The organism is Mesorhizobium sp. WSM4306 (assembly GCF_007003975.1).
In the GTDB taxonomy this organism is placed as follows: Bacteria; Pseudomonadota; Alphaproteobacteria; order Rhizobiales; family Rhizobiaceae; genus Mesorhizobium.
The window spans coordinates 147949-172731 of record NZ_VFTC01000006.1 but is presented as its reverse complement, the minus strand read 5'-3'; the positions used below and the strand labels follow the sequence as shown (position 1 = coordinate 172731).

The 24783-nt window shown below is 59.2% G+C and carries 22 protein-coding genes and 1 tRNA gene; 17 read left to right on the top strand and 6 right to left on the bottom strand.

The window, feature by feature from the left end; genetic code table 11:
- Window positions 1–90 precede the first annotated feature (90 nt).
- The gene (locus FJV77_RS10425; protein ID WP_142866720.1) at window positions 91–384 is read left to right on the top strand and encodes a hypothetical protein; all 294 of its coding nucleotides are present in this window, start codon (window positions 91–93) and stop codon (window positions 382–384) included.
- A gap of 116 nt (window positions 385–500) precedes the next feature.
- Here the strand turns inward: FJV77_RS10425 and FJV77_RS10420 are convergent.
- Both FJV77_RS10420 and FJV77_RS10415 read right to left on the bottom strand, forming a co-directional pair.
- Window positions 501–575, bottom strand: a tRNA-Gln gene (locus FJV77_RS10420).
- A 110-nt stretch (window positions 576–685) separates the two neighbouring features.
- Window positions 686–1030 carry a VOC family protein gene (locus tag FJV77_RS10415; protein WP_142866719.1) on the bottom strand — a complete coding sequence of 115 codons (345 nt, stop codon included), beginning with the start codon at window positions 1028–1030 and terminating at the stop codon, window positions 686–688.
- Window positions 1031–1271: 241 nt separating this feature from the next.
- Between FJV77_RS10415 and ppdK the strand changes: the two genes are divergently transcribed.
- From ppdK to FJV77_RS10400, 3 genes are all read left to right on the top strand, one after another.
- Complete coding sequence (gene ppdK, locus FJV77_RS10410) at window positions 1272–3977, top strand: pyruvate, phosphate dikinase (protein ID WP_142866718.1); 2706 nt, start codon at window positions 1272–1274, stop codon at window positions 3975–3977.
- A gap of 175 nt (window positions 3978–4152) precedes the next feature.
- Entirely contained in the window at window positions 4153–5256 is a 1104-nt protein-coding gene (locus FJV77_RS10405) for a glycosyltransferase family 9 protein (protein WP_142866717.1), read from the top strand.
- Between the two features lie 126 nt (window positions 5257–5382).
- Window positions 5383–6117 carry a polysaccharide deacetylase family protein gene (locus tag FJV77_RS10400; RefSeq protein WP_246691213.1) on the top strand — a complete coding sequence of 245 codons (735 nt, stop codon included), beginning with the start codon at window positions 5383–5385 and terminating at the stop codon, window positions 6115–6117.
- A 164-nt stretch (window positions 6118–6281) separates the two neighbouring features.
- Here the strand turns inward: FJV77_RS10400 and FJV77_RS10395 are convergent, their stop codons facing one another.
- On the bottom strand, window positions 6282–6671 hold the full coding sequence (locus FJV77_RS10395; RefSeq protein WP_142866715.1) for a DUF427 domain-containing protein: 390 nt from the start codon (window positions 6669–6671) through the stop codon (window positions 6282–6284).
- Window positions 6672–6817: 146 nt separating this feature from the next.
- Window positions 6818–7249, bottom strand: coding sequence for a hypothetical protein (locus tag FJV77_RS10390; protein WP_246691212.1), 432 nt, complete (start codon window positions 7247–7249; stop codon window positions 6818–6820).
- Window positions 7250–7457: 208 nt separating this feature from the next.
- On the opposite strand from FJV77_RS10390, the gene FJV77_RS10385 reads away from it, so the two are divergent.
- Both FJV77_RS10385 and FJV77_RS10380 read left to right on the top strand, forming a co-directional pair.
- Window positions 7458–9086 (top strand): fatty-acid--CoA ligase, encoded by a 1629-nt coding sequence (locus tag FJV77_RS10385; RefSeq protein WP_142866714.1) that lies wholly within the window; start codon window positions 7458–7460, stop codon window positions 9084–9086.
- A gap of 120 nt (window positions 9087–9206) precedes the next feature.
- Window positions 9207–9989, top strand: coding sequence for a DUF1499 domain-containing protein (locus FJV77_RS10380; protein ID WP_142866783.1), 783 nt, complete (start codon window positions 9207–9209; stop codon window positions 9987–9989).
- A gap of 3 nt (window positions 9990–9992) precedes the next feature.
- On the opposite strand, the gene FJV77_RS10375 is transcribed toward FJV77_RS10380, so the two are convergent.
- Entirely contained in the window at window positions 9993–10901 is a 909-nt protein-coding gene (locus FJV77_RS10375) for an MBL fold metallo-hydrolase (protein WP_142866713.1), read from the bottom strand.
- Between the two features lie 116 nt (window positions 10902–11017).
- On the opposite strand from FJV77_RS10375, the gene FJV77_RS10370 reads away from it, so the two are divergent.
- Complete coding sequence (locus FJV77_RS10370; protein ID WP_142866712.1) at window positions 11018–11611, top strand: biotin transporter BioY; 594 nt, start codon at window positions 11018–11020, stop codon at window positions 11609–11611.
- A 53-nt stretch (window positions 11612–11664) separates the two neighbouring features.
- On the opposite strand, the gene FJV77_RS10365 is transcribed toward FJV77_RS10370, so the two are convergent.
- Complete coding sequence (locus FJV77_RS10365; protein WP_142866711.1) at window positions 11665–12606, bottom strand: UDP-glucuronic acid decarboxylase family protein; 942 nt, start codon at window positions 12604–12606, stop codon at window positions 11665–11667.
- A 282-nt stretch (window positions 12607–12888) separates the two neighbouring features.
- Between FJV77_RS10365 and rfbA the strand changes: the two genes are divergently transcribed.
- The 10 genes from rfbA to FJV77_RS10315 all read left to right on the top strand — a co-directional run bounded on the left by rfbA (window position 12889) and on the right by FJV77_RS10315 (window position 24763).
- Entirely contained in the window at window positions 12889–13770 is an 882-nt protein-coding gene (gene rfbA / locus FJV77_RS10360; RefSeq protein WP_142866710.1) for a glucose-1-phosphate thymidylyltransferase RfbA, read from the top strand.
- A 1-nt stretch (window position 13771) separates the two neighbouring features.
- Window positions 13772–14323, top strand: coding sequence for a dTDP-4-dehydrorhamnose 3,5-epimerase (rfbC, locus tag FJV77_RS10355; RefSeq protein WP_142866709.1), 552 nt, complete (start codon window positions 13772–13774; stop codon window positions 14321–14323).
- Window positions 14324–14348: 25 nt separating this feature from the next.
- Entirely contained in the window at window positions 14349–15443 is a 1095-nt protein-coding gene (gene rfbB, locus FJV77_RS10350) for a dTDP-glucose 4,6-dehydratase (protein WP_142866708.1), read from the top strand.
- Complete coding sequence (gene rfbD / locus FJV77_RS10345; protein WP_142866707.1) at window positions 15440–16348, top strand: dTDP-4-dehydrorhamnose reductase; 909 nt, start codon at window positions 15440–15442, stop codon at window positions 16346–16348. The genes rfbB and rfbD overlap by 4 nt, the downstream gene beginning before the upstream one ends.
- Before the next feature lie 28 nt (window positions 16349–16376).
- Window positions 16377–17504 carry a DegT/DnrJ/EryC1/StrS family aminotransferase gene (locus FJV77_RS10340; RefSeq protein ID WP_142866706.1) on the top strand — a complete coding sequence of 376 codons (1128 nt, stop codon included), beginning with the start codon at window positions 16377–16379 and terminating at the stop codon, window positions 17502–17504.
- Window positions 17501–18004, top strand: a complete 504-nt coding sequence (locus tag FJV77_RS10335) for a GNAT family N-acetyltransferase (protein ID WP_246691211.1) — start codon at window positions 17501–17503, stop codon at window positions 18002–18004. The genes FJV77_RS10340 and FJV77_RS10335 overlap by 4 nt, the downstream gene beginning before the upstream one ends.
- A 63-nt stretch (window positions 18005–18067) precedes the next feature.
- Entirely contained in the window at window positions 18068–19240 is a 1173-nt protein-coding gene (locus FJV77_RS10330; protein WP_142866705.1) for a glycosyltransferase family 4 protein, read from the top strand.
- Window positions 19241–19433: 193 nt separating this feature from the next.
- A complete protein-coding gene (locus FJV77_RS10325; protein ID WP_142866704.1) occupies window positions 19434–20249 on the top strand; it encodes an ABC transporter permease in 816 nt (271 codons plus the stop codon).
- Window positions 20246–20986, top strand: coding sequence for an ABC transporter ATP-binding protein (locus FJV77_RS10320; RefSeq protein ID WP_142866703.1), 741 nt, complete (start codon window positions 20246–20248; stop codon window positions 20984–20986). Before FJV77_RS10325 ends, FJV77_RS10320 begins: the two co-directional genes overlap by 4 nt.
- 60 nt (window positions 20987–21046) lie before the next feature.
- A complete protein-coding gene (locus FJV77_RS10315) occupies window positions 21047–24763 on the top strand; it encodes a glycosyltransferase (protein WP_246691210.1) in 3717 nt (1238 codons plus the stop codon).
- The last annotated feature ends 20 nt before the right edge of the window (window positions 24764–24783 follow it).

Sequence of the window (24783 nt, the reverse complement as noted above, 5' to 3'; positions counted from 1 at the left end):
CGCCGCGAGAACCGACGACGCCACTCGGAACCAAAGGGATAGGAGGTGGTTATCCCCGCGAAGGGATAATTCGCGGATGGAGATATTGCAATGAAAACAATGATCGTGAGCGCTTTGGCGCTGTTCATCGCAATGCCGGCGATAGCTTCGGCAGCCGAAGCTGACGTAATCATCACGACCCACCATCGACATCACCACAAGACCGTCAAGATCATCAATGACCAGGGTCAACGCCTTCATCACCGTAAACACGGCACGGTTGCCTTCTACGACCACGGCCGCAGACATCATCGCCCGGATACTGTTATCGTGACCGGCTCGATCGAGCGTCGCCATCATCGGTATCATCATCCCGTCATCATCGAGGACGACAGCGACTACTGATCCTCTTCGCACGGCCCGGCTCTGTGGACGGAGTCGGGTCGCGCGGGGAGTCAGTTAGCCGCTGCGACAGCCATTCAGGGCATCTGTAAATCATTGATTTCAAAAGGCATGTGAATTGGCTGGGGCGCCAGGATTCGAACCTGGGAATGTCGGTACCAAAAACCGATGCCTTACCACTTGGCGACGCCCCAGCAGGCGGGCTTTGCCCGCTGCGCGCGGCCTTATAGGACGAGCGGCACGAAAGCTCAATGCCGAGTTGGCCCTGTGCAAAACTGATCCACCGCCCAAGCACGGGCGCTCGCTATTCGCCCCAGACCGCCAACTCATTGCCGGCCGGATCGGTGAAATGGAACCGCCTGCCGCCCGGAAACGAGAAGATCGGCTTGACGATCGTGCCGCCGGCATTTTCGACAGCGTCGAGGGTTGCTTCCAGATCCTGCGAATAAAGCACCGGCAGAGGTTTGGCCGGCGCTTCTGCGCCATCGGCCTGAAAACCGCCGTCGAGCCCTTCGCCAAAGGCCGAATAGGTCGGCCCGTAATCGGTGAACGACCACGAGAAGGCCGCGCTATAGAACGCCTTGACGCTGTCCAGCTTTCCGCCGGTCGCAGGCAATTCCAGATAGTCGAGTTTTCCGTTGAGTTTCATCAGGCTACTCCCAACTTGTTCATGATATGTTCTATATCGCGGGCGGCTGGTCGGCAAGTCTTTTTGACGCAGCTTTTGCTTAATCGATTGTAGTGGCCGGGCTTGGCTGACCACGCCTTGCCTTTCGCACTGCAGCATAATAACGCTCGGGTCGGAATGCGGGGGGAACCGGGCCTTGGCCCCGGTGTTGTCTATCTTCCACGGAAGTGTTGTCTATCTTCCAAGGACTTGGAGGGCGAGCATGACCAAATGGGTCTACACCTTCGGCGATGGCGCCGCGGAGGGACGTGCGGGCGACCGCAATCTTCTCGGCGGCAAGGGCGCCAATCTGGCCGAGATGTGCAGTCTTGGCCTGCCGGTGCCGCCGGGCTTCACCCTCACCACCGACGTCTGCAACGCCTATTACGCCAACGGCAACTCGTACCCGGCCGCGTTGAAAGCCGACGTCGTCAAGGCGCTGGATCATATCGGCGCGCTGACCGGGCGCCGTTTCGGCGATCCGTCGAAACTGCTGCTGGTCTCCGTGCGCTCCGGCGCCCGCGCCTCGATGCCGGGCATGATGGATACCGTGCTCAACCTCGGCCTCAACGACGAGACGGTCGAGGCACTTGCCACCGATTCAGGCGATGCCCGCTTTGCCTATGACAGCTACCGCCGCTTCATCCAGATGTATTCCGACGTCGTCATGGGGCTCGACCACGAAGTGTTCGAGGAAATCCTCGAGGACCAGAAGGCGAGCCTCGGCCACGAGCTCGACACCGAACTGACATCTGAGGAATGGCAGGGCGTCATTGCGCTCTACAAGGCCAAGGTTGAGGAAGAGCTGGACAAGCCGTTTCCGCAGGACCCGCACGAGCAGCTTTGGGGCGCGATCGGCGCGGTGTTTTCAAGCTGGATGAACAACCGCGCCATCACCTACCGGCGCCTGCATGACATCCCGGAAAGCTGGGGCACGGCGGTCAACGTCCAGGCCATGGTGTTCGGCAATATGGGCGACACGTCGGCCACCGGCGTCGCCTTCACCCGCAATCCCTCGACCGGCGAAAAGATGCTTTATGGCGAGTTCCTGGTGAATGCGCAGGGCGAGGATGTCGTCGCCGGCATCCGCACGCCGCAGAACATCACCGAGGCGGCGCGCATAGCCGCCGGCTCCGACAAGCCGTCGCTGCAGAAGCTGATGCCGGACGCGTTCCGCTCTTTCGTCGACATCTCCGACCGCCTCGAACAGCACTACCGCGATATGCAGGATCTCGAATTCACCATCGAGCGCGGCAAATTGTGGATGCTGCAGACGCGTTCCGGCAAGCGCACCGCCAAGGCGGCGCTCAAGATTGCCGTCGAAATGGCGCGCGACAAGTTGATCACCACGGAAGAGGCGGTCGCTCGCATCGATCCGGCCTCGCTCGACCAGCTGTTGCATCCGACCATCGACCCGAAGGCGCCGCGCGATGTCATCGGCGTCGGCCTGCCGGCTTCTCCGGGCGCGGCGACCGGCGAGATAGTTTTCTCGTCCGCCGATGCAGAAGAACTGAACACGCAAGGGCGCAAGGCGATACTGGTGCGCATCGAAACCAGCCCCGAAGATATTCACGGCATGCATGCTTCGGAAGGCATCCTGACCACGCGCGGCGGCATGACCAGCCACGCCGCCGTGGTGGCGCGCGGCATGGGCAAGCCTTGCGTGTCGGGCGCCGGCTCGCTGCGCGTCGACTACAAGGCCGGCACGCTGATGTCGATGGGCCAGACCTTCCGCAAGGGCGATATCATCACCATCGACGGCAGCAACGGCCAGGTGCTGAAGGGCGCCGTGTCGATGCTGCAGCCGGAACTCTCCGGCGATTTCGCCGCCATCATGGAATGGGCCGATACGACGCGCCGCATGAAGGTGCGCACCAACGCCGAGACGCCGCTCGATGCGCGCATGGCGCGCTCCTTCGGCGCCGAAGGCATTGGTCTGTGCCGCACCGAGCACATGTTCTTCGACGGCGAGCGTATCGTCGCCATGCGCGAGATGATCCTGGCCGATACCGAGAAGGACCGCCGCACCGCCTTGGCCAAACTTTTGCCGATGCAGCGCTCGGATTTCCTCGAACTGTTCGAGATCATGGCCGGCCTGCCGGTGACGATCCGATTGCTCGATCCGCCGCTGCATGAATTCCTGCCAAAGACGGAAGCGGAAGTGGCCGAAGTCGCCGCTGCCATGAATGTCTCGCCCGACAAGCTCAGGCAGCGCACCGAGGCCTTGCACGAGTTCAACCCGATGCTCGGCCATCGCGGCTGCCGTCTCGCCGTCTCCTATCCCGAGATCGCCGAGATGCAGGCGCGCGCCATTTTCGAGGCCGCCGTCGAGGCCGGCAAGAAAGCCGGCGCGCTTGTTGTTCCCGAGATCATGGTGCCGCTGGTCGGCCTGGTGAGGGAACTCGATTACGTCAAGGCGCGCATCGATGCCGTCGCCAAAAGCGTCATGGAAGAGACCGGCGTCAAGATCGACTATCTGACCGGCACGATGATCGAGCTTCCCCGCGCGGCGATCCGCGCCCATGTCATTGCCGAGTCGGCCGAGTTCTTCTCCTTCGGCACCAACGATCTCACCCAGACCACCTTCGGCATCTCGCGCGACGATGCGGCGTCCTTCCTCGAGACCTACCGCCAGAAGGGCATCATCGAGCAGGATCCATTCGTCTCGCTCGACATCGACGGCGTCGGCGAACTGGTGCGCATGGCGGCCGAAAAGGGCAGGGCGACGCGGCCCGACATCAAGCTCGGCATTTGCGGCGAGCATGGCGGCGATCCGGCCTCGATCCGCTTCTGCGAAGAGGTCGGCCTCGACTATGTCTCGTGCTCGCCCTACCGCGTGCCGATCGCAAGGTTGGCCGCCGCGCAGGCCGCGGTGCAGATTGCCAAGATGGTCGCGCCGCGCCCCAAAAAGAGCGCCGCCGCATCCTGATTTCGACATAGTTCTTTCCGCGTCGCGCAAATGGCCACCCCAGGGGTGGCCATTTGGCGCTAAGCTTACGATTTTGTAAGCAAATTCACGCTGATGTGCGCAGCTCGGCACGCAATCCCGACATCGTTTCTGCCCAATTTCACGGTCCCCCAACCCGCCCGGTGCCGAGAAACAGATGTTGCTGATTTCGCCCAAACCCTTCCGCTCGATCCTGATCCTCCAGACCAAGTTCATCGGCGATATTGTTCTCTCCTCCACGCTCGCCAGGAACCTGCAGCTCGAATATCCCGGCGTCAGGATCGTTTTTCTCTGTGAGGCCCGCCTCGCCAGTTTCGTGACCGCGCACGGCATCGCCTCGGAGCTCGTTACCTTCCGCCGCGCGGCCATGCGCGGCACCCCGCTGGAGCGTGGGCGCGAACTCTATTCGATGATCAGCAAGCTGCGCCAGTTTCGCTTCGACCTGACCATCGATCTCACCGATTCAAAGACCTCGCGCATCATCGTCAGGTTTCTCAATGCCAGGACCCGCATCGGCTATAATCCGTCGGAGAGGCCGCTGCGTTGGCACGAGCGTCAGCCGGCCAATCTGTTTGCCAGGCCGTTCGGCTTTGGCGAGCAGCACTTTCTCTACCGCTATCTCTCGCCGCTCGAGCCGCTTGGCGTCCCTCTGCGCGTGCGCGCGCCGTCGATCCGGCCCTTGCCGCTGGAAACGGCGAGAGCCCAGGCATTGCTGGACAGACATCGTTTGCGCCCGAACGGTTTCATCGCCGTGCATGCCGGCGCGAGCTTTCACGGCCGGCGCTGGCAGCCGGAACGCTTTGCCGCGGTGATCGACACGATTGCGCGCCAGACCGGACTGGACTTTGTGCTGGTCGGCGGACCGGACGAGCGCAAGCCCGCCGAGCAGATCCTCGCTCACGCCGCGTCGCCGATCGTCAACCTCGTCGGCGCGCTGTCGCTGGAAACGCTGCTGGCGGTGTTGCAGCAGGCGCGACTGTTTGTCGGCAATGAGAGCGGCCCCATGCACATGGCAGCAGCCGCCGGAACGCCGGTTGTCGGCCTGTATGGCCTGACCAGCCCGGCCGTTTGGGGGCCGGTCGGCGTGCCCAGCCTCGCTTTGCAGCCGTCCATGCCGTGCAATTGCGTCGCGGGCATCCTGTGCAATCCGCTCGATCCCAGCAAGGCGTGCTGCGTCTGGCGCCTGGAGGTCGAACCGGTCGTCGCCGGGGTTCTCGAAGTCCTGTCGCGGACGCAAGTGGAGCTGGAACACGCCGTCTGATGGTGCGCGGCGGTCACATTGTCGGGATATCAGCTTTTTGCATGGCCGATATCCCGATTTCCGCCTTGTTGCGGGTCTTGGGGTGCGGCTATGACAGCGCCGATTCGGAAACAGAACAGGCATCCCTTGCAAAAACTGCTTTGCGCCATCGCTCTATCGGCATGGGCCGTGTCTGCGGCCCATGCCGCACCGCTTGTCGAGCCGACGCTGCGCCTCAAGGCGGAAGCCGGCGGCAATGTGGGCCGCGTCGCGCTCACGCTCGACGCCTGCGGCGGGCAGACCGATACGAGGATACTTTCGGCCCTGGTGGAGAACCGGATTCCGGCGACGATCTTCGTCACAGGCATCTGGCTGAAGCGCAACGCCGCCGCCGTCGAGATCATGCGCGCGCATCCCGACCTGTTCGAACTGGAAAACCATGGCGGCCGTCACATCCCGGCTGTCGACACGCCGCAGAAAATCTACGGCATCCGCAGCGCCGGCAGCCCTGAAGCGGTGCAGGCCGAAGTCGAGTCGGGCGCGGCGGCTCTCGCCCGGACCGGCGAGCCGGCGCCGAAATGGTTCCGCGGCGCGACCGCCGAATACAGCCCGTCGGCCATCGCCATGATCCGCAAGCTCGGCTTCAAGATCGCCGGCTTTTCGATCAACGGCGATGGCGGCTCGTTGCTCGGCGCAAAAGAAACCGCCCGCCGCATTGGCGCCGCCACGGATGGCGATGTCATCATCGCCCACATCAACCAGCCGACCCACGCAGCCGGCGAGGGTGTCGTGCAAGGTCTGCTGGCGTTGAAGGCCAAGGGGCTGACCTTCGTGAGACTCGACGAGGCCGATGGCGTCGGCAATGACGGAACGACGGATTGATCCGTTCCGGCATGGCGATTGGGTGCGTTGAGATTCAGGTCAGGCTTAGCCGAGAATAGCGCGTTCCGAGAACCGGAGCGGAGAGTACTTGAGGTGCGTTAGCACCGGAAGCGCAGGAACGCGCTGTTCGCAGGCCAGCCTCACCTGAATATCAATTGCGCCCCTCAACCGGGCGTGGCCTCAATCGTCACCCTGTTTGCGTAGAACGCGCCGTGGTCGCGAATCTCGACCATTTCGTCGAAGGGTCGCTCATAGGCCCACATCGCGTCCTTGCCGGTTTCGCCGGCCGGCAGCACGCTCCAGTAGCTGGCGTCGCCCTTGTAGGGGCAATGCGTCGACAGGATGGTTTTGCCGAGCTGGGTAAAATCGATGTCTTCGAATGGGATGTAGAAATGCTGGGGGTAGGGCGGTTCGGACAGAAGCTTCGCCCGCGTCGATGAGGCAATCACCGTATCGCCGGCACGCACGACCACCGTGCCGCGATAAGGCTCGACGGTGATGACCTTGCCGGGATTGCTCTGGAAGCCGGGGGCGGGGTTGGCGATCTGGTCCAAACGGGGGGTTTTCCTTGTCCGATTGGGAGCACGAGGGGATTGCTTCCCATGTCCTAAAAGTGTGTGCGGAGAACCAGTTGCGCAAGGCCATCGTGACAGCCAGGCGTGCCTGGTCGGTCGTTGAAACGATCACATATATGCGAACGTCAGGCCGCGGTCTTGAACACGTCCATGAGGCCGGCATAGGCAGCGGCAATGCCGGCCACCGGGTTGGTGCTTCTTGACGTGGTCTCGACCTTCAGCGCGCCGCCGCCGGTTGGCAAAGTAAGCAGCAGGAACTGGCGATTGCCGCCATCGCCGATCGATGCGGCGGCGACATGCTGGCCTTCGCCTTCGTTCTGGACGCACATCTTGAACAGCAGCGTGCCGCCGACCGCCTCGAGGGCACCGCCGACCACCTCCACAAATTCGTCTTCGGAAACCTTTTTGGCCTCCGGCACCAGATCGGCCAGACTTGCAGCCAGCGTATCTTCAAGCTCTTTGTCGTCGAGCTGAATGTCGTCCAACTGCACGTCGTCCAACTGCACGTCTTCGGCCTGGCTGTCGTCCAACGGCCTGTCGTCGAGCTGCGCGTCCATGCGAACCTCTTTCAGTCGCCAATCGCACCCCTACCCCGTTAACGAACCTTAACACCGACGATGGCTGGATTGTGGCGGTTTTTCAGGGCTTTCGATCACTGCTTGCTTCAGCCGTTAACGGTTGGAGACTTCATCACTGGACAATCCGCGCGTTCGTCTCACAATGGGACAAAAATTAGCCGGAATGGCAAACAACCGGAGGAACGCGATGCTCGGACTGATGCAGGAATGGCCGCTGCTCTGCCACAAGCTGATCGACAATGCCGAGCGGCAGCACGGCACACGCGAGATCGTGTCGCGCTCGATCGAAGGTCCGATCGTTCGCACCACCTATGCCGAGATCCATCGCCGCGCGCTGAAGGTTGCCCAAAGGCTCGAACGCGACGGTTTTGTGCTCGGCGACCGCATCGCGACCCTGGCCTGGAACACGGCGCGCCACATCGAGGCCTGGTACGGCATCATGGGCATCGGCGCCATCTACCACACGCTGAACCCGAGACTGTTTCCCGAGCAGATCGTCTGGATCATGAACAATGCCGAGGATAGAGCGATCTTCGTCGACCTGACCTTCGTGCCGCTGCTGGAAAAGATCGCCGGCGCGGTCAAATCGCTGAAAAAGGTGATCGTGCTGACCGACAGGGCGCATATGCCTGAGACGACGCTGCGCAATGTGGTCGCCTATGAGGACTGGCTGAACGAGGCCGATGGCGACTTCGCCTGGAAGACGTTCCCTGAAAACACCGCCGCCGGCATGTGCTACACCTCCGGCACGACGGGCGATCCCAAGGGCGTGCTCTACAGCCACCGTTCGAACGTGCTGCATGCCATGATCGCCGCCATGCCCGACGCCATGGGCATCTCCGCGCGGGACACGATTCTCCCCGTCGTGCCGATGTTCCATGCCAATGCCTGGGGCCTTGGCCAGAGCGCGCCGATGATCGGCGCCAAGCTGGTCATGCCCGGCTGCAAGATGGACGGCGCCTCGATCTACGAACTGCTCGACACCGAGAAGGTGACCTTCAGCGCCGCGGTGCCGACCGTGTGGATGATGCTGCTGCAGCATCTGGAAGAGACCGGCAAGAAGCTTCCGCATCTGAGCAAAGTCGTCATCGGCGGCTCGTCCTGCCCGCGCGCCATCACCAGGAAATTCCAGGACAATTACGGCGTCGCGGTCATCCATGCCTGGGGCATGACCGAGATGTCGCCGCTCGGCACGCTCTGCACCATGAAGCCGCAATATCAGGAGCTTGAGGGCGAAGCCCGGCTCGATGTTCAGTGCAAGCAGGGCTACCCGCCCTTCGGCGTCGAGATGAAGGTGACCGACGACGAGAACAAGGAATTGCCCTGGGACGGTAAGACCTTCGGCCGGCTGAAGGTACGCGGTCCGGCCATCGCCAGCGCCTATTATGGCGGCGTCGGCGCCGAGCAGTTCGACAAGGACGGCTGGTTCGACACCGGCGACGTCGCCCATATCGATCCGAGCGGTTATATGCAGATCACCGATCGCGCCAAGGATGTCATCAAGTCGGGCGGCGAGTGGATATCGACCATCGATCTGGAAAACCTCGCCGTAGGCCACCCCGATGTCGCCGAGGCCGCGGCAATTGGCGTCCACCACTCGAAATGGGGTGAGAGGCCCTTGCTGGTCGTGGTTCGTAAGCCCGGCAAGGAGCCGAGCAAGGCCGACATCCTTGCCTTCATGGATGGCAAGGTGGCGAAGTGGTGGATGCCGGACGACGTCGCCTTCATCAGTGAAATTCCGCACACCGCCGCCGGCAAGATCCAGAAGATCACCTTGCGCCAGCAGTTCCGCGACTACCGGCTGCCGACGGATTGATCGAGGTCGTGTCGTTCTTTTGGCCTTCAAGTCGCCGTGAAAAACGTTAGGGCAGGGGATGTTCAATTTGAGCATGACTTGCTCTAAGCGTTTGTGCGGGGTTGGGCGGTGCTGAAGACAATGGACGTTGACGAGCGGCAGACATCGAAGGCGGCCGGCTGGTCGCGGCGCACGGGCGCTTTTGCCCTAGTGCTGCTGCTGACCGTGCTGGCCGGCCATCATTTCGAACTGGTCGAAACGCCGGCCTTCCTGTGGGTGCTGGCGATTGTCGCATTGCTTGCCGCGTTCGCTTTGCTGTTTGCCGGCCTCGCTCTGTCCCGCCTGTGGCATTTCGGCGACCGCGGCGGGCGCGACCTCTCGGTCGGCGCCTTGCTGGCGCTGCTGGTGCTGACGCCCTACGGCATCGCCGCCTATTGGGCGGCGACCACGCCGCCGCTCAGGGACATCTCGACTGATCTCGACAATCCGCCTGCGCTCGACACCAGCGACCGCACCAAGGACATGAACGTGCTCGCACTGCCGACGCCGGGCGAGGCACGCCTGCAGCAGGATGCCTATCCCCTGGTCACCGGCCGCAGCTACAATCTGCCGTTCGAAACCGTCGTCGACGCCGTCGAAACCGTGCTCGACCGCCGCGACTGGCAGTTGACCGCACCATACCCGGTGACCGACGGCCAGGACGAGGTGACGATATCAGCCGTCGCCCGGAGCTTCGTGGTCGGCCTGCCCGCCGACGTCGCCATCCGGGTGAGCAATGATGGCGACACCATCGTCGTAGACATGCGCTCGGCCTCCCGCTACGGCCGCTACGACCTCGGCGACAATGCGGCGCGCATTGTCGGGTTCCTCGCCGAGCTCGACCAGGAGGTTGCGGGGCAGGTGGGTGCTGCGCCGGCTGAATAGTCTTTAGACCATCGGCACAAAAATGCCGTCGATGGCCGGGTCGCCCTGGGTAGCGACCAGGCCGCGCGCCACCAGGTCTTCGAGATGGGCGAGCACCGACAGGCCGGCGGCGCCATGCAGGCGCGGGTCGGTGTCCCTGTAGATCGCCTTGACCATGTCTGGAATCATCCGGTCGCCACGGCGGATCCGCTCGAGGATCGCTCGTTCGCGCATCTTGCGGTGGGTCTTCAGGCCGCGCATGAAGCCGCGCGGCGCGGTCACCGGTCCGCCATGACCGGGCAGCAGCAGGCGGTCGCCGCGTTCGATCAGTTTGTCGAGCGAGGCCATGTAGTCGGCCATCGCACCATCCGGCGGCGCCACGATCGAGGTCGCCCACGCCATCACATGGTCGGCTGGAAACAGGATGCCGGTGCCTTCGAGCGCAAATGCCGCGTGATTGGCGGTGTGGCCCGGCGTCAGCACGGTTCGGATCGCCCAGCCGTCACCCTCGACCAGCGTATCGTCCGGTAGCGTGATGTCCGGGACGAAAGCCGTGTCGGCGCTGGCGTCGAGCGGGTTGACCTCGCCGATCCGCAATGGCCGCGCCGGGCGGTGCGGGCCTTCGGCCAGCACGGCGGCACCGGTATGTGCTTTCAGCCGGGCGGCCAGCGGAGAATGGTCGCGATGCGTGTGGCTGACGAAAATGTGGCTCACCGGCCGGTTTGCGATCACCTCGAGCAGCGTCTGGAAATGCGCCTCATCATCCGGACCCGGGTCGATCACCGCCAGCGTGTCGCGGCCAATGACGTAGCTGTTGGTGCCGTGAAAGGTGAAGGGACCGGGGTTTTTGGCGGTGACGCGCAAAACGTCCGGTGCAACGGTGACGCCCTCGCCATAGGCCGGATCGAAGCTGGTGTCGAATTTGAGCGCCATGGCGGTGTCGTTGAGCTCCGGTCAGGGGGACGGCAAAAGCGATTGCCGCATAGCACGGAAGCCAATATAGGAAAAAGCGAGGCCGCCATCTGCGGCAATCCGGATTGGGGAAGACCATGGCACTTGCAACGACGATGCGTCCGCTTGTTTCTCTCGCTTTGCCTCAGGAGGGTGCGCTGCGCCTGGCAACCCAGCTTTTGCTGGCGATCGCCGGAACGCTGCTTTTGACCCTGTCGGCCAAGACGAAGGTCGTGCTCGGGCCGGTCGATATCTCGATGCAGACGCTGGCCGTCCTGCTCATCGCCACCGCATTTGGCCTGCGGCTTGGCGTCGCTACCTTGCTTCTCTACATGGCCGAAGGCGCCATGGGCCTCCCGGTCTTTCAGAGCACGCCTGAAAAGGGCATCGGCATCGCCTACATGATCGGCGGCACCGGTGGTTATCTCGCCGGCTTCGTCGTCATGGCGGCCATTGTCGGCTGGGCCGCCGATCGCGGCTGGGACCGCCACCCGATCAAGCTGTTCAACGCCATGCTGGTCGCCGAAATCGTCATGATGGCCATGGGCTTTGCCTGGCTGGCCACTCTCATCGGCGTGGAAAAGTCGTGGCAGTTCGGCGTCCTGCCGTTCATCGTCGGCGACCTGATCAAGGTGGCGCTCGCCGCCAGCCTGGTGCCGGCGGTATGGTCGCTGCTGCCAAAGCAGCCCTGAAACCGCTTGAACGCAAATGAGCCGGCGGGTGCGAGCCCGCCGGCTTTTTGTTGTCACGCGTCCACCAGCCGGTGGCGGAAATAGGCGACAGTTTCCCTCAACCCGTCTTCGAGGCCGACTTTCGGCTCCCAGCCCAGCGATTTTCTGGCCAGCGAAATGTCCGGGCATCGCTGCCTGGGGTCATCCTGCGGCAATGGCCTGAATTCCAGCCTGGAGCGGCCGCCGACGATGCCAAGCACCAGTTCGGCAAGTTCCAGCATCGTCGATTCGACCGGATTGCCGACATTCACCGGACCGGTGAAACCGACCGGCGTTCCCATCAACAGCACCATGGCTTCGGTGAGGTCGTCGACGTAACAGAAGCTGCGTGTCTGGCCGCCTGTGCCGTAGATCGTCAGCGACTCGCCCCTTATGGCCTGGACGATGAAATTGCTGACCACGCGCCCGTCATTCGGGTGCATGCGGGGACCGTAGGTGTTGAAGATGCGCATCACCTTGATATCGAGCTGGACCTGGCGCCAATAATCGAAGAACAGCGTCTCGGCGCAGCGCTTGCCTTCGTCGTAACAGCTGCGGATGCCAACCGGGTTCACCCGCCCCCAATAACCTTCCGGCTGCGGGTGGATGTCGGGGTCGCCATAAACTTCCGAAGTCGACGCCTGCAGGATTCTCGCTCCGCGGCGGGTGGCGAGATCGAGCATGTTGATCGCGCCGAGCACGCTGGTCCTTGTCGTCTGGATCGGGTCGCGCTGGTAATGAATGGGCGCTGCCGGGCAAGCAAGATTGTAGATGCCGTCGACGTCGACATCGAACGGCAGCGTGACGTCGTGACGCATCAGTTCAAACAGCGGATTTTGCGAGAGGTGGCGGACATTGTCCAGTGATCCAGTCAGGAAATTGTCGGTGGCGACGACATGGTGCCCGAGGCCGACAAGTCGGTCGCACAAATGCGATCCGAGAAAGCCGGCGCCACCGGTCACGAGCAATTTGGCCATGGAGGTTCCTGCTGCTTGAGCGCTATGGGGATGTTGTTTGCGAACTGCCGCTGTTTAGCACCGCAAGCCCATTTGCCAAATCGCCGTGCCGATTGCATCGCCAGCCAGTGGCCGGTCGGTCAACAGCTTGTGGCCAGTCGGTCAAATTGCCACGAGGCGGAGGGTGCAGGTCAATTCTGGGTGCTGATCCACGGCCGAGTTTGAATTGACAAGTCTCCGCACGAAACCTAAGCACGGTCAACTTGATTTCGGGCGGGGGCCTGGCAATTCAAGGAGAGCTTGTTGAAAGGTATCATCCTTGCAGGAGGCAGTGGGACGCGTCTTTATCCCCTAACATTAGCGATCTCTAAGCAAATTCTGCCAATATACGACAAGCCGATGATTTTTTACCCGCTGAGCGTCTTGATGCTCGCGGGGATCCAACAGATTCTGATCATTTCGACACCACGCGACTTGCCGATCTTTCGGGAGTTGCTGGGGGACGGTTCGGAATTCGGGCTCGAATTGTCCTATGCCGAACAGCCGCAGCCCAACGGGCTTGCCGAGGCTTTCATCATCGGCCGCGACTTCATCGGCAAGGACAATGTGTCGATGATCCTCGGCGACAATATATATTTCGGTGAGGGCCTGTCGCAGCTCTGCCGTGCTGCCGCGCAGCGGGAAAGCGGCGCGTCGGTGTTCGCCTACCATGTCGAGGATCCGCAGCGCTATGGCGTGGTGTCTTTCGACAAGCTCAGCGGCACCGCTTTGACGATCGAGGAAAAGCCGGAGAAGCCGAAGTCCAACTGGGCGGTCACCGGTCTCTATTTCTACGACAACGAGGTCGTCGACATCGCTTCGACGATCAAGCCGTCATCGCGTGGTGAACTCGAGATCACGGCAGTCAACAACGTCTATCTCGAGCGCGGACAGCTGCATGTGCATCAGCTCGGCCGCGGCTATGCCTGGCTCGACACCGGCACGCATGACAGCCTGCATGAAGCCTCTTCCTTCGTGCGCACCATCGAGCACCGCCAGGGCATCAAGGTTGCCTGTCCTGAAGAAATCGCTTTCGAGCAGGGCTGGCTGAGCGCCGACAAGGTGCTTGAGCGCGCCACGCGCCTGGGCAAGAATGAATACGCAGCCTACCTGCGCCGGCGTGTCACCGAGCTGACGGAGAACTAGAGTGGACGTCAGGCAGCTTGGTCTTGATGGCGTGCTCGAGATCGTGCCGAAGCGGCACGGCGATGCGCGCGGCTATTTCATCGAGACCTGGAATGCCGAGCGCTTTTTTGAAGCCGGCATCGATTTGCGTTTCGTCCAGGACAACCATTCCTATTCGGCGGCCGCAGGTGTCGTGCGGGGACTTCACTATCAGCTGCCTCCACGCGCGCAGGACAAGTTGCTGCGTGTGATCAGAGGCAAGATCCTCGACGTCGCGGTCGACATTCGCCGCAGCTCGAAAACCTTCGGAAAATGGGTCGCGCTCGAAATATCGGCCGAGAAAGGCAACCAGATCCTGGTGCCGAAGGGTTTCGCGCACGGCTTCGTCACGCTCGTCCCGGACACCGAGGTCCTGTATAAGGTCACCGACACCTATTCGCCGGCGCACGATCGGTCGATCCGTTTCGACGACCCCGACATCGGCATCGATTGGCCATCGCCCGCCGGCGGCTTCGAGCTCTCGGCCAAGGACCTAAAGGCGCCGGCGCTTGCCACGGCCGAGGTGTTCGCATGACGCGCGACGATGTGAGGAGAGCGCCATGAATTTTCTGGTGACAGGCGGTGCCGGCTTCATCGGCTCGGCGGTGTGCCGGCATTTGTGCGCCAATCCGGCCTACCATGTGACCAATCTCGACAAGCTTACCTATGCCGGCAATCTCGCCTCGCTGCGCACGATCGAGAACGCGCACAACTACAAATTTGCGCAGGCCGACATCTGCGACGAGCGGGCGGTCCTCGACATCCTCCACCGCGACGAGATCGACGTCGTCATGAATCTCGCCGCCGAAAGCCATGTCGACCGCTCGATCGACGGACCCGGCGCCTTCATCGAGACCAACATCGTCGGCACCTACCGGGTGCTGAATTCGGCGCTCGAATATTGGCGCGGCCTTGGCGAGGACAGGAAAGCCCGCTTCCGCTTCCACCATGTCTCGACCGACGAGGTGTTCGGCGATCTGCCCTTCGACGGCGGCATGTTCGTCGAGGAAACGCCTTACGCGCCGTCCTCGCCCTATTCCGCCTCGAAGGCGGCGTCCGACCATCTGGTGCGGGCCTGGCACGAGACGTATGGCCTGCCGGTCGTGCTCTCCAACTGCTCGAACAATTACGGACCCTATCACTTTCCCGAAAAGCTGATCCCGCTGGTGATCCTCAACGCGCTCGACGAAAAGCCGCTGCCGGTCTACGGCGCCGGCGCCAATGTGCGCGACTGGCTGTTCGTCGAGGATCATGCCCGCGCCCTGGAACTGGTCGCCACCAAGGGTCAGCCGGGCGAGAGCTACAATGTCGGCGGCAATTCCGAGCGGACCAATCTTAGCGTCGTCGAGACGATCTGCGACCTTCTCGACGCCAGAAGGCCACGCGCAGGCGGCAAACGCTATCGCGACCTGATCGGCTTCGTCACCGATCGCCCGGGTCACGACCGCCGCTACGCCATCGACGCTTCCAAGATCGGCAGGGATCTCGGCTGGGCGCCGTCGGAGAGTTTCGACAGCGGCCTGGCAAGGACGGTCGACTGGTTCCTCGACAACAAATGGTGGTGGGCGCCGATCCGCGAGCAGCGCTATGCCGGCGAGCGGCTCGGGCAAGTCCAGTCCCGGGGCCAGATTGAAGGCAGGAAGGGCGCGGCGTGAGGCTGGTTGTCACCGGACGCGACGGTCAGGTCGCCACCAGCCTGCTGGAGGCCGGGCAGGGGCTGGCGGGCGTGGAGGTGGTCGCCGTGGGACGGCCGCAGCTCGATCTGGCGCAGCCCGACACGGTGTTCGACGCACTTGCAGCAGCACGGCCGGACATCGTGGTGTCGGCTGCCGCCTACACCGCGGTCGACCAGGCCGAGGACGAGCCCGACCTTGCCTTCGCGGTGAACGCCGTCGGCGCCGGCAAGGTCGCCGAGGCGGCCGCGAAGCTCGGCGTGCCCGTCATCCACCTGTCGACCGACTATGTCTTCGACGGTTCCAAGGACGGCGCCTATGTCGAGACCGACGCCACCGCGCCGCTCGGCGTCTACGGCGCCTCCAAGCTCGCCGGCGAACAGGCGGTGGCGGCCGCCAATCCGCGCCACCTGATCCTGCGCACCGCCTGGGCTTATAGCCCGTTCGGTAAGAATTTCGTCAGGATCATTCTTGGGCTCGCCGCCGACCGCGACGAGATCGCGGTGGTCGCCGACCAGTGGGGAAATCCGACCTCCGCTTTTGATTTAGCTGACGCGATCCTGGTTTCGTCGGCGATCCTGCACGGCGACAGAAGTTTTGCTCGCTTTGGCGTGTATCATCTCGTGGGAACCGGTGACACTAACCGGAGTGGCTTCGCGCATCATATCCTGGCTACGAGTCGAGCGCTTGACGGGCCCTACGCTGCGGTGAAGGAGATATCCACGCGTGACTACCCGACCAAGGCGCTGCGCCCGCGAAATTCTCGGTTATCGACGGCTGAGTTCGAAGTCACATTCAACTGGACGGCGCCGGATTGGCACCGTTCCACCGTAGACGTCGTATCCCGTCTTTTGATCGCAGAGATGAAATGCGCGCCAACCCTATGAACCAGCAGGCGCTACCGGAGCACATTTGATGTCAGTTCAGCTATTTGTACCGAATTTCCGTATTGAAGAGTGCCTGTCGGAAATCCGCGAGTGCCTTGAAAAAGGATGGACAGGCCTTGGCTTCAAGACTGCGGAGTTTGAAACGGCGTGGAAGAATTATACCGGCATTCCGCATGCTCACTTCCTGAATTCCAACACGGTTGGACTTCACCTGGCTTTTGAGCTTTTCAAATCCAAACACGGATGGAGCGACGATGACGAGGTCATCACGACGCCGTTAACGTTCGTTTCGACCAATCACGCCATCCTTCAGACAGGCCTCAAGCCGGTGTTCGCAGACGTTGATGAATACCTTTGCCTCGACCCTGAAAGCGTGCTCAAGCGGATCACGGACAAGACAAAAGCGCTGATCTTTGTCGGCATGGGAGGCAATACGGGCCGCTATCAGGAGATACTGGAGATTTGTCGCGCGCATGACATCAAGCTGGTGCTCGATGCGGCTCATATGTCAGGCACACGGGTCACCGGAACGCACATTGGCGGTGATGCCGATGCGACGGTATTCAGTTTTCAGGCCGTCAAAAATCTTCCCACAGCCGATTCCGGAATGATCTGCTTCAAGGAGGCAGAGGATGACGAGCGAGTTCGTAAGCTGACTTGGTTGGGGATCAACAAGGATACATATGCTCGCACGGCCGCTCAGGGCGCCTACAAATGGATGTATGATGTCGAGGAGCTTGGCTACAAGTATCACGGCAACTCGATCATGGCCGCGATTGCTATCGTGCAGCTGAAATATCTTGATATCGACAACGCGTTCCGGCGTCAGCTGGCATTCTGGTACCGTCAGCATCTCGAAGGCCACAACCATGTCAACGTGGTGCCGACCGTGCAGGGTTGTGAGTCTGCCCAGCATCTTCTCCAGATACGCGTTCAGAACCGCGACAATCTGATGCTTGCCCTCAACGAACACGGCGTCTATCCCGGCGTTCACTATCGCGACAACACCGATTACCGGATGTACGCCTACGCTGCAGGCACCTGTCCGAATGCGGCGGCCGCAAGCAAGGAAATCATTTCGTTGCCGCTGCACCTTCGGATGACCAAGGCGGATGTGGATCTGGTTTCAGAATTGGTTCTCAAATACGCTCAATGAAACAGCTACTTGCTCCCTTTGGAGACGGCACGATTGTCTTGAGGCTTGTGGAAGAGCGAGATCTCAAGACGATTCTCGATTGGCGAAATCGTGACGAGGCACGTACGTGGTTCAAGACGTCCGATAAACTCACATTTGACAGCCACCTTGCCTGGTACAAGCGCTACCTCCAAAAGGATGACGATTTTTTCTTCCTGGTTGAAGCTGACGGCCGGCCGGTCGGCCAATGCGGGATTTACGATATCGATCGCAACGCCGGAAGCGCCGAGATCGGGCGATTTCTCGTTGCTCCGGAAATGGCAGGGAATGGCTATATCAAGCGCTCGTGCACGGAACTCGTGCGTTTCGGAACGCGTGTTTTGAAACTGCCCTATGTTTTCCTCGAAGTGATGGAGCAAAATACAAGGGCTATCGAGCTCTACACGCGATGCGGCTTTGTCAAAGAAGGCCGCTCCGGCGGCATGATCCGCATGTGCTTTGGCCGAGATAGAGCTTCGTGACCCCAACGCGCAACTTCACGCCGACGCACTGGTCGCCGAGCCGAGCCGTTATGCGAGCCCGCCATGGCTAGCATTCTGATGATTATTGAAGCAAAGATCGCTACCACCTATTTGCTTGAGCAAATCATGGGGGCGTGTCAGGTGCACGGCATCGATCACGAAGTAAAATTCCTTAGTGAACTTCGGGTCGACGACATTACCTCCGATACAATTCCCATGTTCGTACGGTGCGCGGATCCACTGATGCTATCATGGGCACAATTGCTTGCTGACGCAAATTGGCCATACGTATATTATATTGATGATAATTTCTGGCGCATCGTCGGGGACAGTCCGCTCGCGATGTATTATCAGCATCCAACTATCAGGAAGTCTCTAGAATTTGCAGTCTCCCATGCTGAAACCGTGATCGTTAACTCCCCTGAACTGGCAAGGTTCTTATCCCGCTTTAACACTTGCGTGGCGGTTCTACCGACGTTTTTCGATTTTTCACTCATTGACGGTGTGCCTCCATCCTCCACTGAGGAAATCCGGATCGGTTTTGCGGGAAGTCCCTCACGCGTCGACGATCTGGATTTGGTATCGCCGCTTATTGATCCGATCCTGGAGAGATTCCCGAAAGCGGTATTCGAGTTTGCCGGTGTTCTTCCAAAGGGAGTTGAGGCTGGAGTGAGAGTCCGTTTTTTTCCGCATACCGGTGACTACGATACCTACATCAAATTCCAGGCTTCGAGAAACTGGGCGATCGGCTTGGCGCCCTTGATCGACCATGAAGCAAACCGCAGCAAGACCGACAACAAGTATCGCGAATACGGTGCCTGCCGTATAGCAGGAGTATACTCCAATATTCCACCCTACAGAGACGTGGTAAAAGAGTCTGTTACAGGGGTGTTGGTTGAAAATAGTTATGAACTCTGGTTAGACTCGCTACACACCTTGATTAAATCGCCTGAAAAACGAACTAATTTGGCGAATGGTGCATTCAATGACGTCAAACGGCGATACGATTTAGGGGCGAGTTCTTATGAATGGGCAGGCCTATTCATAAAAATCGATGGGCGACGCTCAAAAAACGTCAAGCCGCTAAAACAACGAAGGCTTGAATGGAATAAAGTCATAATAAGGGTGGAAAGGTACAGGGTATATATGTCGATTATTTATCGAGAGGGAGGATATGCTCTTGTTGCTCAGAGAATTGTTAGAAAAATACTAACGAAAATCCGGAGTTTTATCTAACAATGTCCGTCAGCGATTGACATGCGATCCGGCCACATGATCTGCTGCGAGCGGGCAACGGCTCACGGACTCGTCGTCCCCGCCGGCTGCATCCTGCCGGCCGACGCCGAGGAGCGCTGCAACGCAGTGCTGGAACCCCTCGCCATGGTAGCGCGGCTCAAACGAAACGGTCTCCGGCAACCCTGTGCGAATCATGAAACATAGCTATTCAAGTGTGGACAAGAGCAGGTTGCTCCGAGATGTTATCCGCTCGCTGCTGCTGCATCGCGTCTGGTTCTTCATCGGCATTCAAGACGTCAAGCGTCGCTACCGCCGTTCGTTCATTGGTCCATTGTGGATCCTTATCAATCTTGGCGTGTATGTTGGCGCCATAGGGTTCGTCTATGGCGTTATGTTCGGGCAAGACCTGAAGGCTTTTCTCCCCTACCTGATGCTGGGTTTCGTTGTCTGGGGGCTGATTTCCGCGTCTATGGTCGACGCCGGTATGGTCTTCGTAAGTGCCGAAGGTTATATCAAGCAGTTTTCATATCCCAAGCAAATCTATATCCTGCGGGCGCTCGTCAGCAGCAGCATGAACTTCGTAATGGGGCTAGCAGCTGTGGCTCTCGTGCAGATTTTTCTCGGCACCTTCGAAGTAACTGGATGGCTGTTGGCTATCCCTGGTCTTCTGCTGCTTTATATAGCTCTATTGGGGCACACAACTATTTTTTCCTATCTAGGTACTGCCTTCCGCGATCTGCCACATGCCTTGGCTGGTGTCTTACAAGTAGTATTCTATCTGACCCCAATCGTCGTCCCTGCCAGCGTCCTCAAGAACCACGGCCTGGAATTCGTTTATCTCGTCAATCCGATCTATCACTTGATTGAAGTCGTTCGCCATCCAATCCTAACTGCAAGCCTGGCGCCTCTTTCCACCTATGGTTTGGTGTTTGGCTATATTCTGGTCGTGTATTGCATTGCCTGGTACGTGGCTTCGCGGTTGGACAAGAAAGTGGTGTTTCTCCTGTGACCCAGAACTTCATACGACTGCATAACGTCGGCGTGCGTTTCACCGGCGACATGAATACCGACGGCTTGATAGGCTGGTTGGCCAGAAAGCGGAGCGGGGAGTCGGCTCCTGGCGCGTATACCGTCGAGGCTTTGAACGACGTGACCATTGCTATCGAACAGGGCGAGCGGGTTGGGCTTATCGGCCTCAATGGGGCTGGCAAGAGCACTCTGTTGAAGGTCATGGCGGGCATCTATATGCCGACCAGCGGTATCGCGGAAACGGAGGGCCATGTTTGCCCGATGTTCGAGTTCGCAACCGGTTTCGAAATGCATCAAACCGGTCGAGACAATATCCGCATCCGTGGGTTGCTGCTTGGCATGACACCCGACGAGATTGAGGCGAAACTGCCGGAGATCGAGGAGTTTACCGAGCTTGGGGAGTTTCTAAAATATCCCGTCCGTACGTATTCGGCGGGCATGTTCATCCGTCTCGCGTTTGCCGTATCGACTAGCATAAATCCAGAAATTCTACTTATAGACGAGGTCATGGGAGCCGGCGATATCCGTTTCGCTAAAAAAGCGAAAAACCGCATGTTCGAATTCATGGAGCAAGGCAAGATTCTTGTCTTTTCATCTCACAACTTTGATCTATTGAAGAGCTTTTGTGCCCGTACAATATGGCTGGAGAAAGGGCGCATCATCATGGACGGCGGGACTGAGGATGTGATCGCAAAGTATGAGTCATCACAGAGGTAATCAGGTTCCGCTGTAGCGGAACGATGCGTTGTGCCCGCGGAATGCGGGTTCGGGGGAAATATGAAATTCGGTGATTGTGGCCACGATCTTTCCATAAGGCGCATCGACAAAGGGCAGTCGGTACCCAAAGTGACGGTGATCCTCCCCACTTTTGCGCGTGCGAACGGGCTTTTGCAGCTTTCGATTGAGAGTGTTCTTTCGCAAAGCTATGGCGATTTCGAACTCATCGTTGTGGATGATGGTTCGCGCGATGGAACTGCGGACGTACTAAGTGAGTACCAGCTTGCCGATTCCCGGATCGTCATCCATTCGTATAGGTATAACAGTGGTCTTCCGGCCCTGCGCGTGAATCAGGCTGCGCTTCACGGCCGCGGCAAATACATTGCCTATCAGTTTGACGATGACGTTTGGACGGAGGAAAGCTTAAAGGTGCGCATGGCGTGGCTTGAGCGCCAATCCGTGCCAAGCGTCGTCTATGGCAGCTGCGACGCTTATCGCGCGACGGACGAAGGCGAGATCTTTCAGCGTGTACTGGGGCAGGAGTTCAACTACGCCCTCCTTCTACACGGCAATTACATCGCAAACAACTCAGTAGTCCACCATGCTGCTCTCTTCGACAGGCATGGCATGTACGACCCTCATTTGGTGGCTAGGCGATATTCAGATTACGATCTTTGGCTTCGTTTCGGAAGAACCGCTCCCTTCCAATGGGTGGATGCGACGTGCTCGGTCGTTCGCGGCAACATGGAGAACTCGCTTGGCCGAGATGTGCAGGCAGATTTTACCCGTACCTTGAAATACCTGCAACTTGCTCGAGATGAGCAACTGAAACCCGACAATATTGCTCACTACGACATGATTGCAGCCGAAAATTGGGGGAATCGATTCTCGGCGGCAGAGGTAAAGCGGTACTATAGAGAAGAAGCATTGCCGTTTGTCTCCAGATTCAACGACTACTGCACCCCTTCAGAATTGGCTGTAGCGGCATCTGGAGCCATGGAACACAAGCGCATACTGGTGTCGAAGCCAGACTACAGCACGTCTGTGGATGTGGCCATTCGCAATTTCGAGAACCTTCCAAACCAGAGAGGCTTTACCAGTACCTTCGTCAGGGAATGGGATATTCCGTCCTTCGACACGTCGGACACTGACATTGCCATTCTCTACCGTACCGTGGGCCCGGCGGAAAAGTTGTTGACTGACAAGGGGCGGAAGAGCGTCCCTTGTGTCTATCTCATGGATGATAACATGCTTCGCTTCCATGAAGTGGGTCCGGAACATTCCTCTATCGCGCCTGGTACGCCGGGATACCGAAGCATAGTGGCACAGATATCCGCAGCTGACGCTGTTATTGGGTACAGTGATGAAATTATTGATGATTTTGGAGAGTATAATTCCCATAGAATTAGGCTTGAAACAAATATACGGCGTTGTTATATTGATAGACGTGAATACGGTAGGTCTGGTAAATTTCGAATAGCGATTTTCAGCAATAAATTTCGAGGTATTATTATTGGCAAAATCTGGCCGGGGCTACAACGTGTGGCGTCGGATTACAAGGATGAGGTCGAATTTCATTTCTGGGGAATCGATCCGCGTGATTTTCCTGCTCTGGAGTGCGATGTCCATTTCAAGCCGTTCACCCATTCATATGACAGCTATCTTGCTGAACTAAGCAGCACGTATTTCGATATTTCGCTCACGCCTCTTGAGGGTGAGACACGTGCTGAACGGAGTAAGAGCCCTGTCAAATTGTTAGAATCGGTCGCCGCAGGTGCGATTAGCGTGATGAGTAATGTAGCGCCCTATAGCCGCTTGCCTGATTCGGTTTGTGTCAAGGTGAGCAATCGACCTGATGACTGGGCAGGCGCGATTGAAGATCTGATCAAGCTAAAAGCCGAGCAACGCGACAAAATATTGGAGAAGGCTCGTGCATATGTAGAATCCCATTATACCACGGAAAGTCAATACTACGATTTTTATGGTGCTCTCGCCGCGACAGAAGTGCATGCGCGCTTGAAGGATAAGGCAATTCTCTACGCCTTTCATGAGGCCGCTCTGGGAGGGGCAACGCTTCATTTGCTACGGCATGCGGCGCTTGTATCCTCGTTCGGCTTCAGGATTGTTGGTTTGGTCCAGCAGAACGAGAGGTTTGGACCGGAGTTTGCTCGTCTCTGGCGCGAGGCAACGAAGGATGCCCCCCTGTTGGAGGAACGTTGGCCGCACGGAATGAATAGCGCCGATATCTCCAAAATGCGTTCACTGCATGCAACGGATATGGAGGTTGCCCACCGCATTGGGGAAAGAATAGCCGAGCTTGATGTAGGTCTTCTTCATTTCGCCACATGGCAGCCACCGATGACGGCACTCGGATTGGAACTTGGCATTCCAGTTGTCGCTAGCGTTCACCAATACTATGAGGGGGCTGATACACGTGCCTTCGCCCATGCAGTTCATTGCTCCTCGGCAACACATGGAGAACGATGGAAGAAAGCGTCGGGGCTCCCCGTGCGCCGTATCGTATGCCCCGTCGACGATATCTATTTCTCGCTATTATCAGCACGGGAGGTTCGGAACTTTTCCATACGAGATCCGCTGCAGATAGTCGTTTCGGGAACGTTGCAGCCTCGCAAGAATCAACTCGCCGCCATCAACGCGGCCGTACTTCTGCGAAAGGCTGGGCATAACGTTACTGTCCACGTGATCGGTTACGATGACCTTCACGTTGAGTACGCTAAGGAGTGCCGCGATTATGTGGCGGAACAAGGTCTGGAAAACCACGTCATCTTTCATGGATTCGTTTCCGATCCGGAACGCTTCTACGCAAGCTGCGACGTGTTACTCATTTCCGCCTTGGACGAATCTATGCCGCAGACGATGCTTCAGGCTATGGCGTCTGGTGTCGCTGTTGTGTCGCCCAGTGTTGGTGGCGTATCCGAGTTGATCAAGCATCGTTACAACGGGTTGATTGCCAAGGATACGTCCCCCGAGGAACTGGCGAATGCCGTTAAGGAGTTTCTTGCATATTCAGTTATTCGGCGAACTGAGATGTTAAGAAGTGCTTATCGGACAATAAGCGTCCTGGGACGTTCAAGCTATGTCCGTGCTGAATTGATGGACCTCTATGGGACCGCCTTCAGCAGGGCGGCGTCCGAGAAGGCGATCGAGGCGGTCGCTGATATCTCGATGGCTCGACCGTACGTGTTCCCAGAGAGATTTGAGCCCGCTGTGGCTTCCACAATTGCCAGGCTCCATTCGGAGGTTGAAGCTCAACATTTCTCACGTCCACTCAGGCTTGCGAGAGCCGTTAACTGGCGGCCGAGCGAAATGTGGGACATGGTCTCTTCCGTTTTCGCTCCGCTTGATCTTTTCAGCCGCCAGCACTTCGGCCGGATGCGACGTGATGAACTGCGTCTGAGTGAGGATCTCTCGAGCATATCTTATAGAGAATATACCGTTCGTTTCGCGCTTACCTCCCTATCGGTTATCCATCTTGGCATCGTGCCGCTTGTTCGGACCCAGGCAGGGCTCATCGGCATAGAGATTGTGTCCAGCAAAGATAAGATACTGGGCTCCGTGACCCGCTCACTCGCCGATATTGAAGAGGGCCTCCCCGCAAGATTTTCGTTTGCCACGCCTGTTCATGACCTTCAGGCGGGGTGGCGGCTCAGAGTTTTCGTGCGCGAAGCGGACGTACCGGTCACCATCTATGAGGTAGTGCGGCCAGCGGTCATCTACGGCGCGCTAAAGCGTTTCCCCTTCATTAGATTCGAGTAGCTACGGTCGCTGCGTCTAAA

Coding starts and splice junctions, on each gene's coding strand:
- FJV77_RS10425 (WP_142866720.1), top strand. CDS start 91: ATGAAAACAATGATCGTGAGCGCTTTGGCGCTGTTCATCGCAATGCCG.
- FJV77_RS10415 (WP_142866719.1), bottom strand. CDS start 1,030: ATGAAACTCAACGGAAAACTCGACTATCTGGAATTGCCTGCGACCGGC.
- ppdK (WP_142866718.1), top strand. CDS start 1,272: ATGACCAAATGGGTCTACACCTTCGGCGATGGCGCCGCGGAGGGACGT.
- FJV77_RS10405 (WP_142866717.1), top strand. CDS start 4,153: ATGTTGCTGATTTCGCCCAAACCCTTCCGCTCGATCCTGATCCTCCAG.
- FJV77_RS10390 (WP_246691212.1), bottom strand. CDS start 7,249: ATGGACGCGCAGCTCGACGACAGGCCGTTGGACGACAGCCAGGCCGAA.
- FJV77_RS10385 (WP_142866714.1), top strand. CDS start 7,458: ATGCTCGGACTGATGCAGGAATGGCCGCTGCTCTGCCACAAGCTGATC.
- FJV77_RS10380 (WP_142866783.1), top strand. CDS start 9,207: ATGGACGTTGACGAGCGGCAGACATCGAAGGCGGCCGGCTGGTCGCGG.
- FJV77_RS10375 (WP_142866713.1), bottom strand. CDS start 10,901: ATGGCGCTCAAATTCGACACCAGCTTCGATCCGGCCTATGGCGAGGGC.
- FJV77_RS10370 (WP_142866712.1), top strand. CDS start 11,018: ATGGCACTTGCAACGACGATGCGTCCGCTTGTTTCTCTCGCTTTGCCT.
- FJV77_RS10365 (WP_142866711.1), bottom strand. CDS start 12,606: ATGGCCAAATTGCTCGTGACCGGTGGCGCCGGCTTTCTCGGATCGCAT.
- rfbB (WP_142866708.1), top strand. CDS start 14,349: ATGAATTTTCTGGTGACAGGCGGTGCCGGCTTCATCGGCTCGGCGGTG.
- FJV77_RS10340 (WP_142866706.1), top strand. CDS start 16,377: ATGTCAGTTCAGCTATTTGTACCGAATTTCCGTATTGAAGAGTGCCTG.
- FJV77_RS10335 (WP_246691211.1), top strand. CDS start 17,501: ATGAAACAGCTACTTGCTCCCTTTGGAGACGGCACGATTGTCTTGAGG.
- FJV77_RS10330 (WP_142866705.1), top strand. CDS start 18,068: ATGGCTAGCATTCTGATGATTATTGAAGCAAAGATCGCTACCACCTAT.
- FJV77_RS10325 (WP_142866704.1), top strand. CDS start 19,434: ATGAAACATAGCTATTCAAGTGTGGACAAGAGCAGGTTGCTCCGAGAT.
- FJV77_RS10315 (WP_246691210.1), top strand. CDS start 21,047: ATGAAATTCGGTGATTGTGGCCACGATCTTTCCATAAGGCGCATCGAC.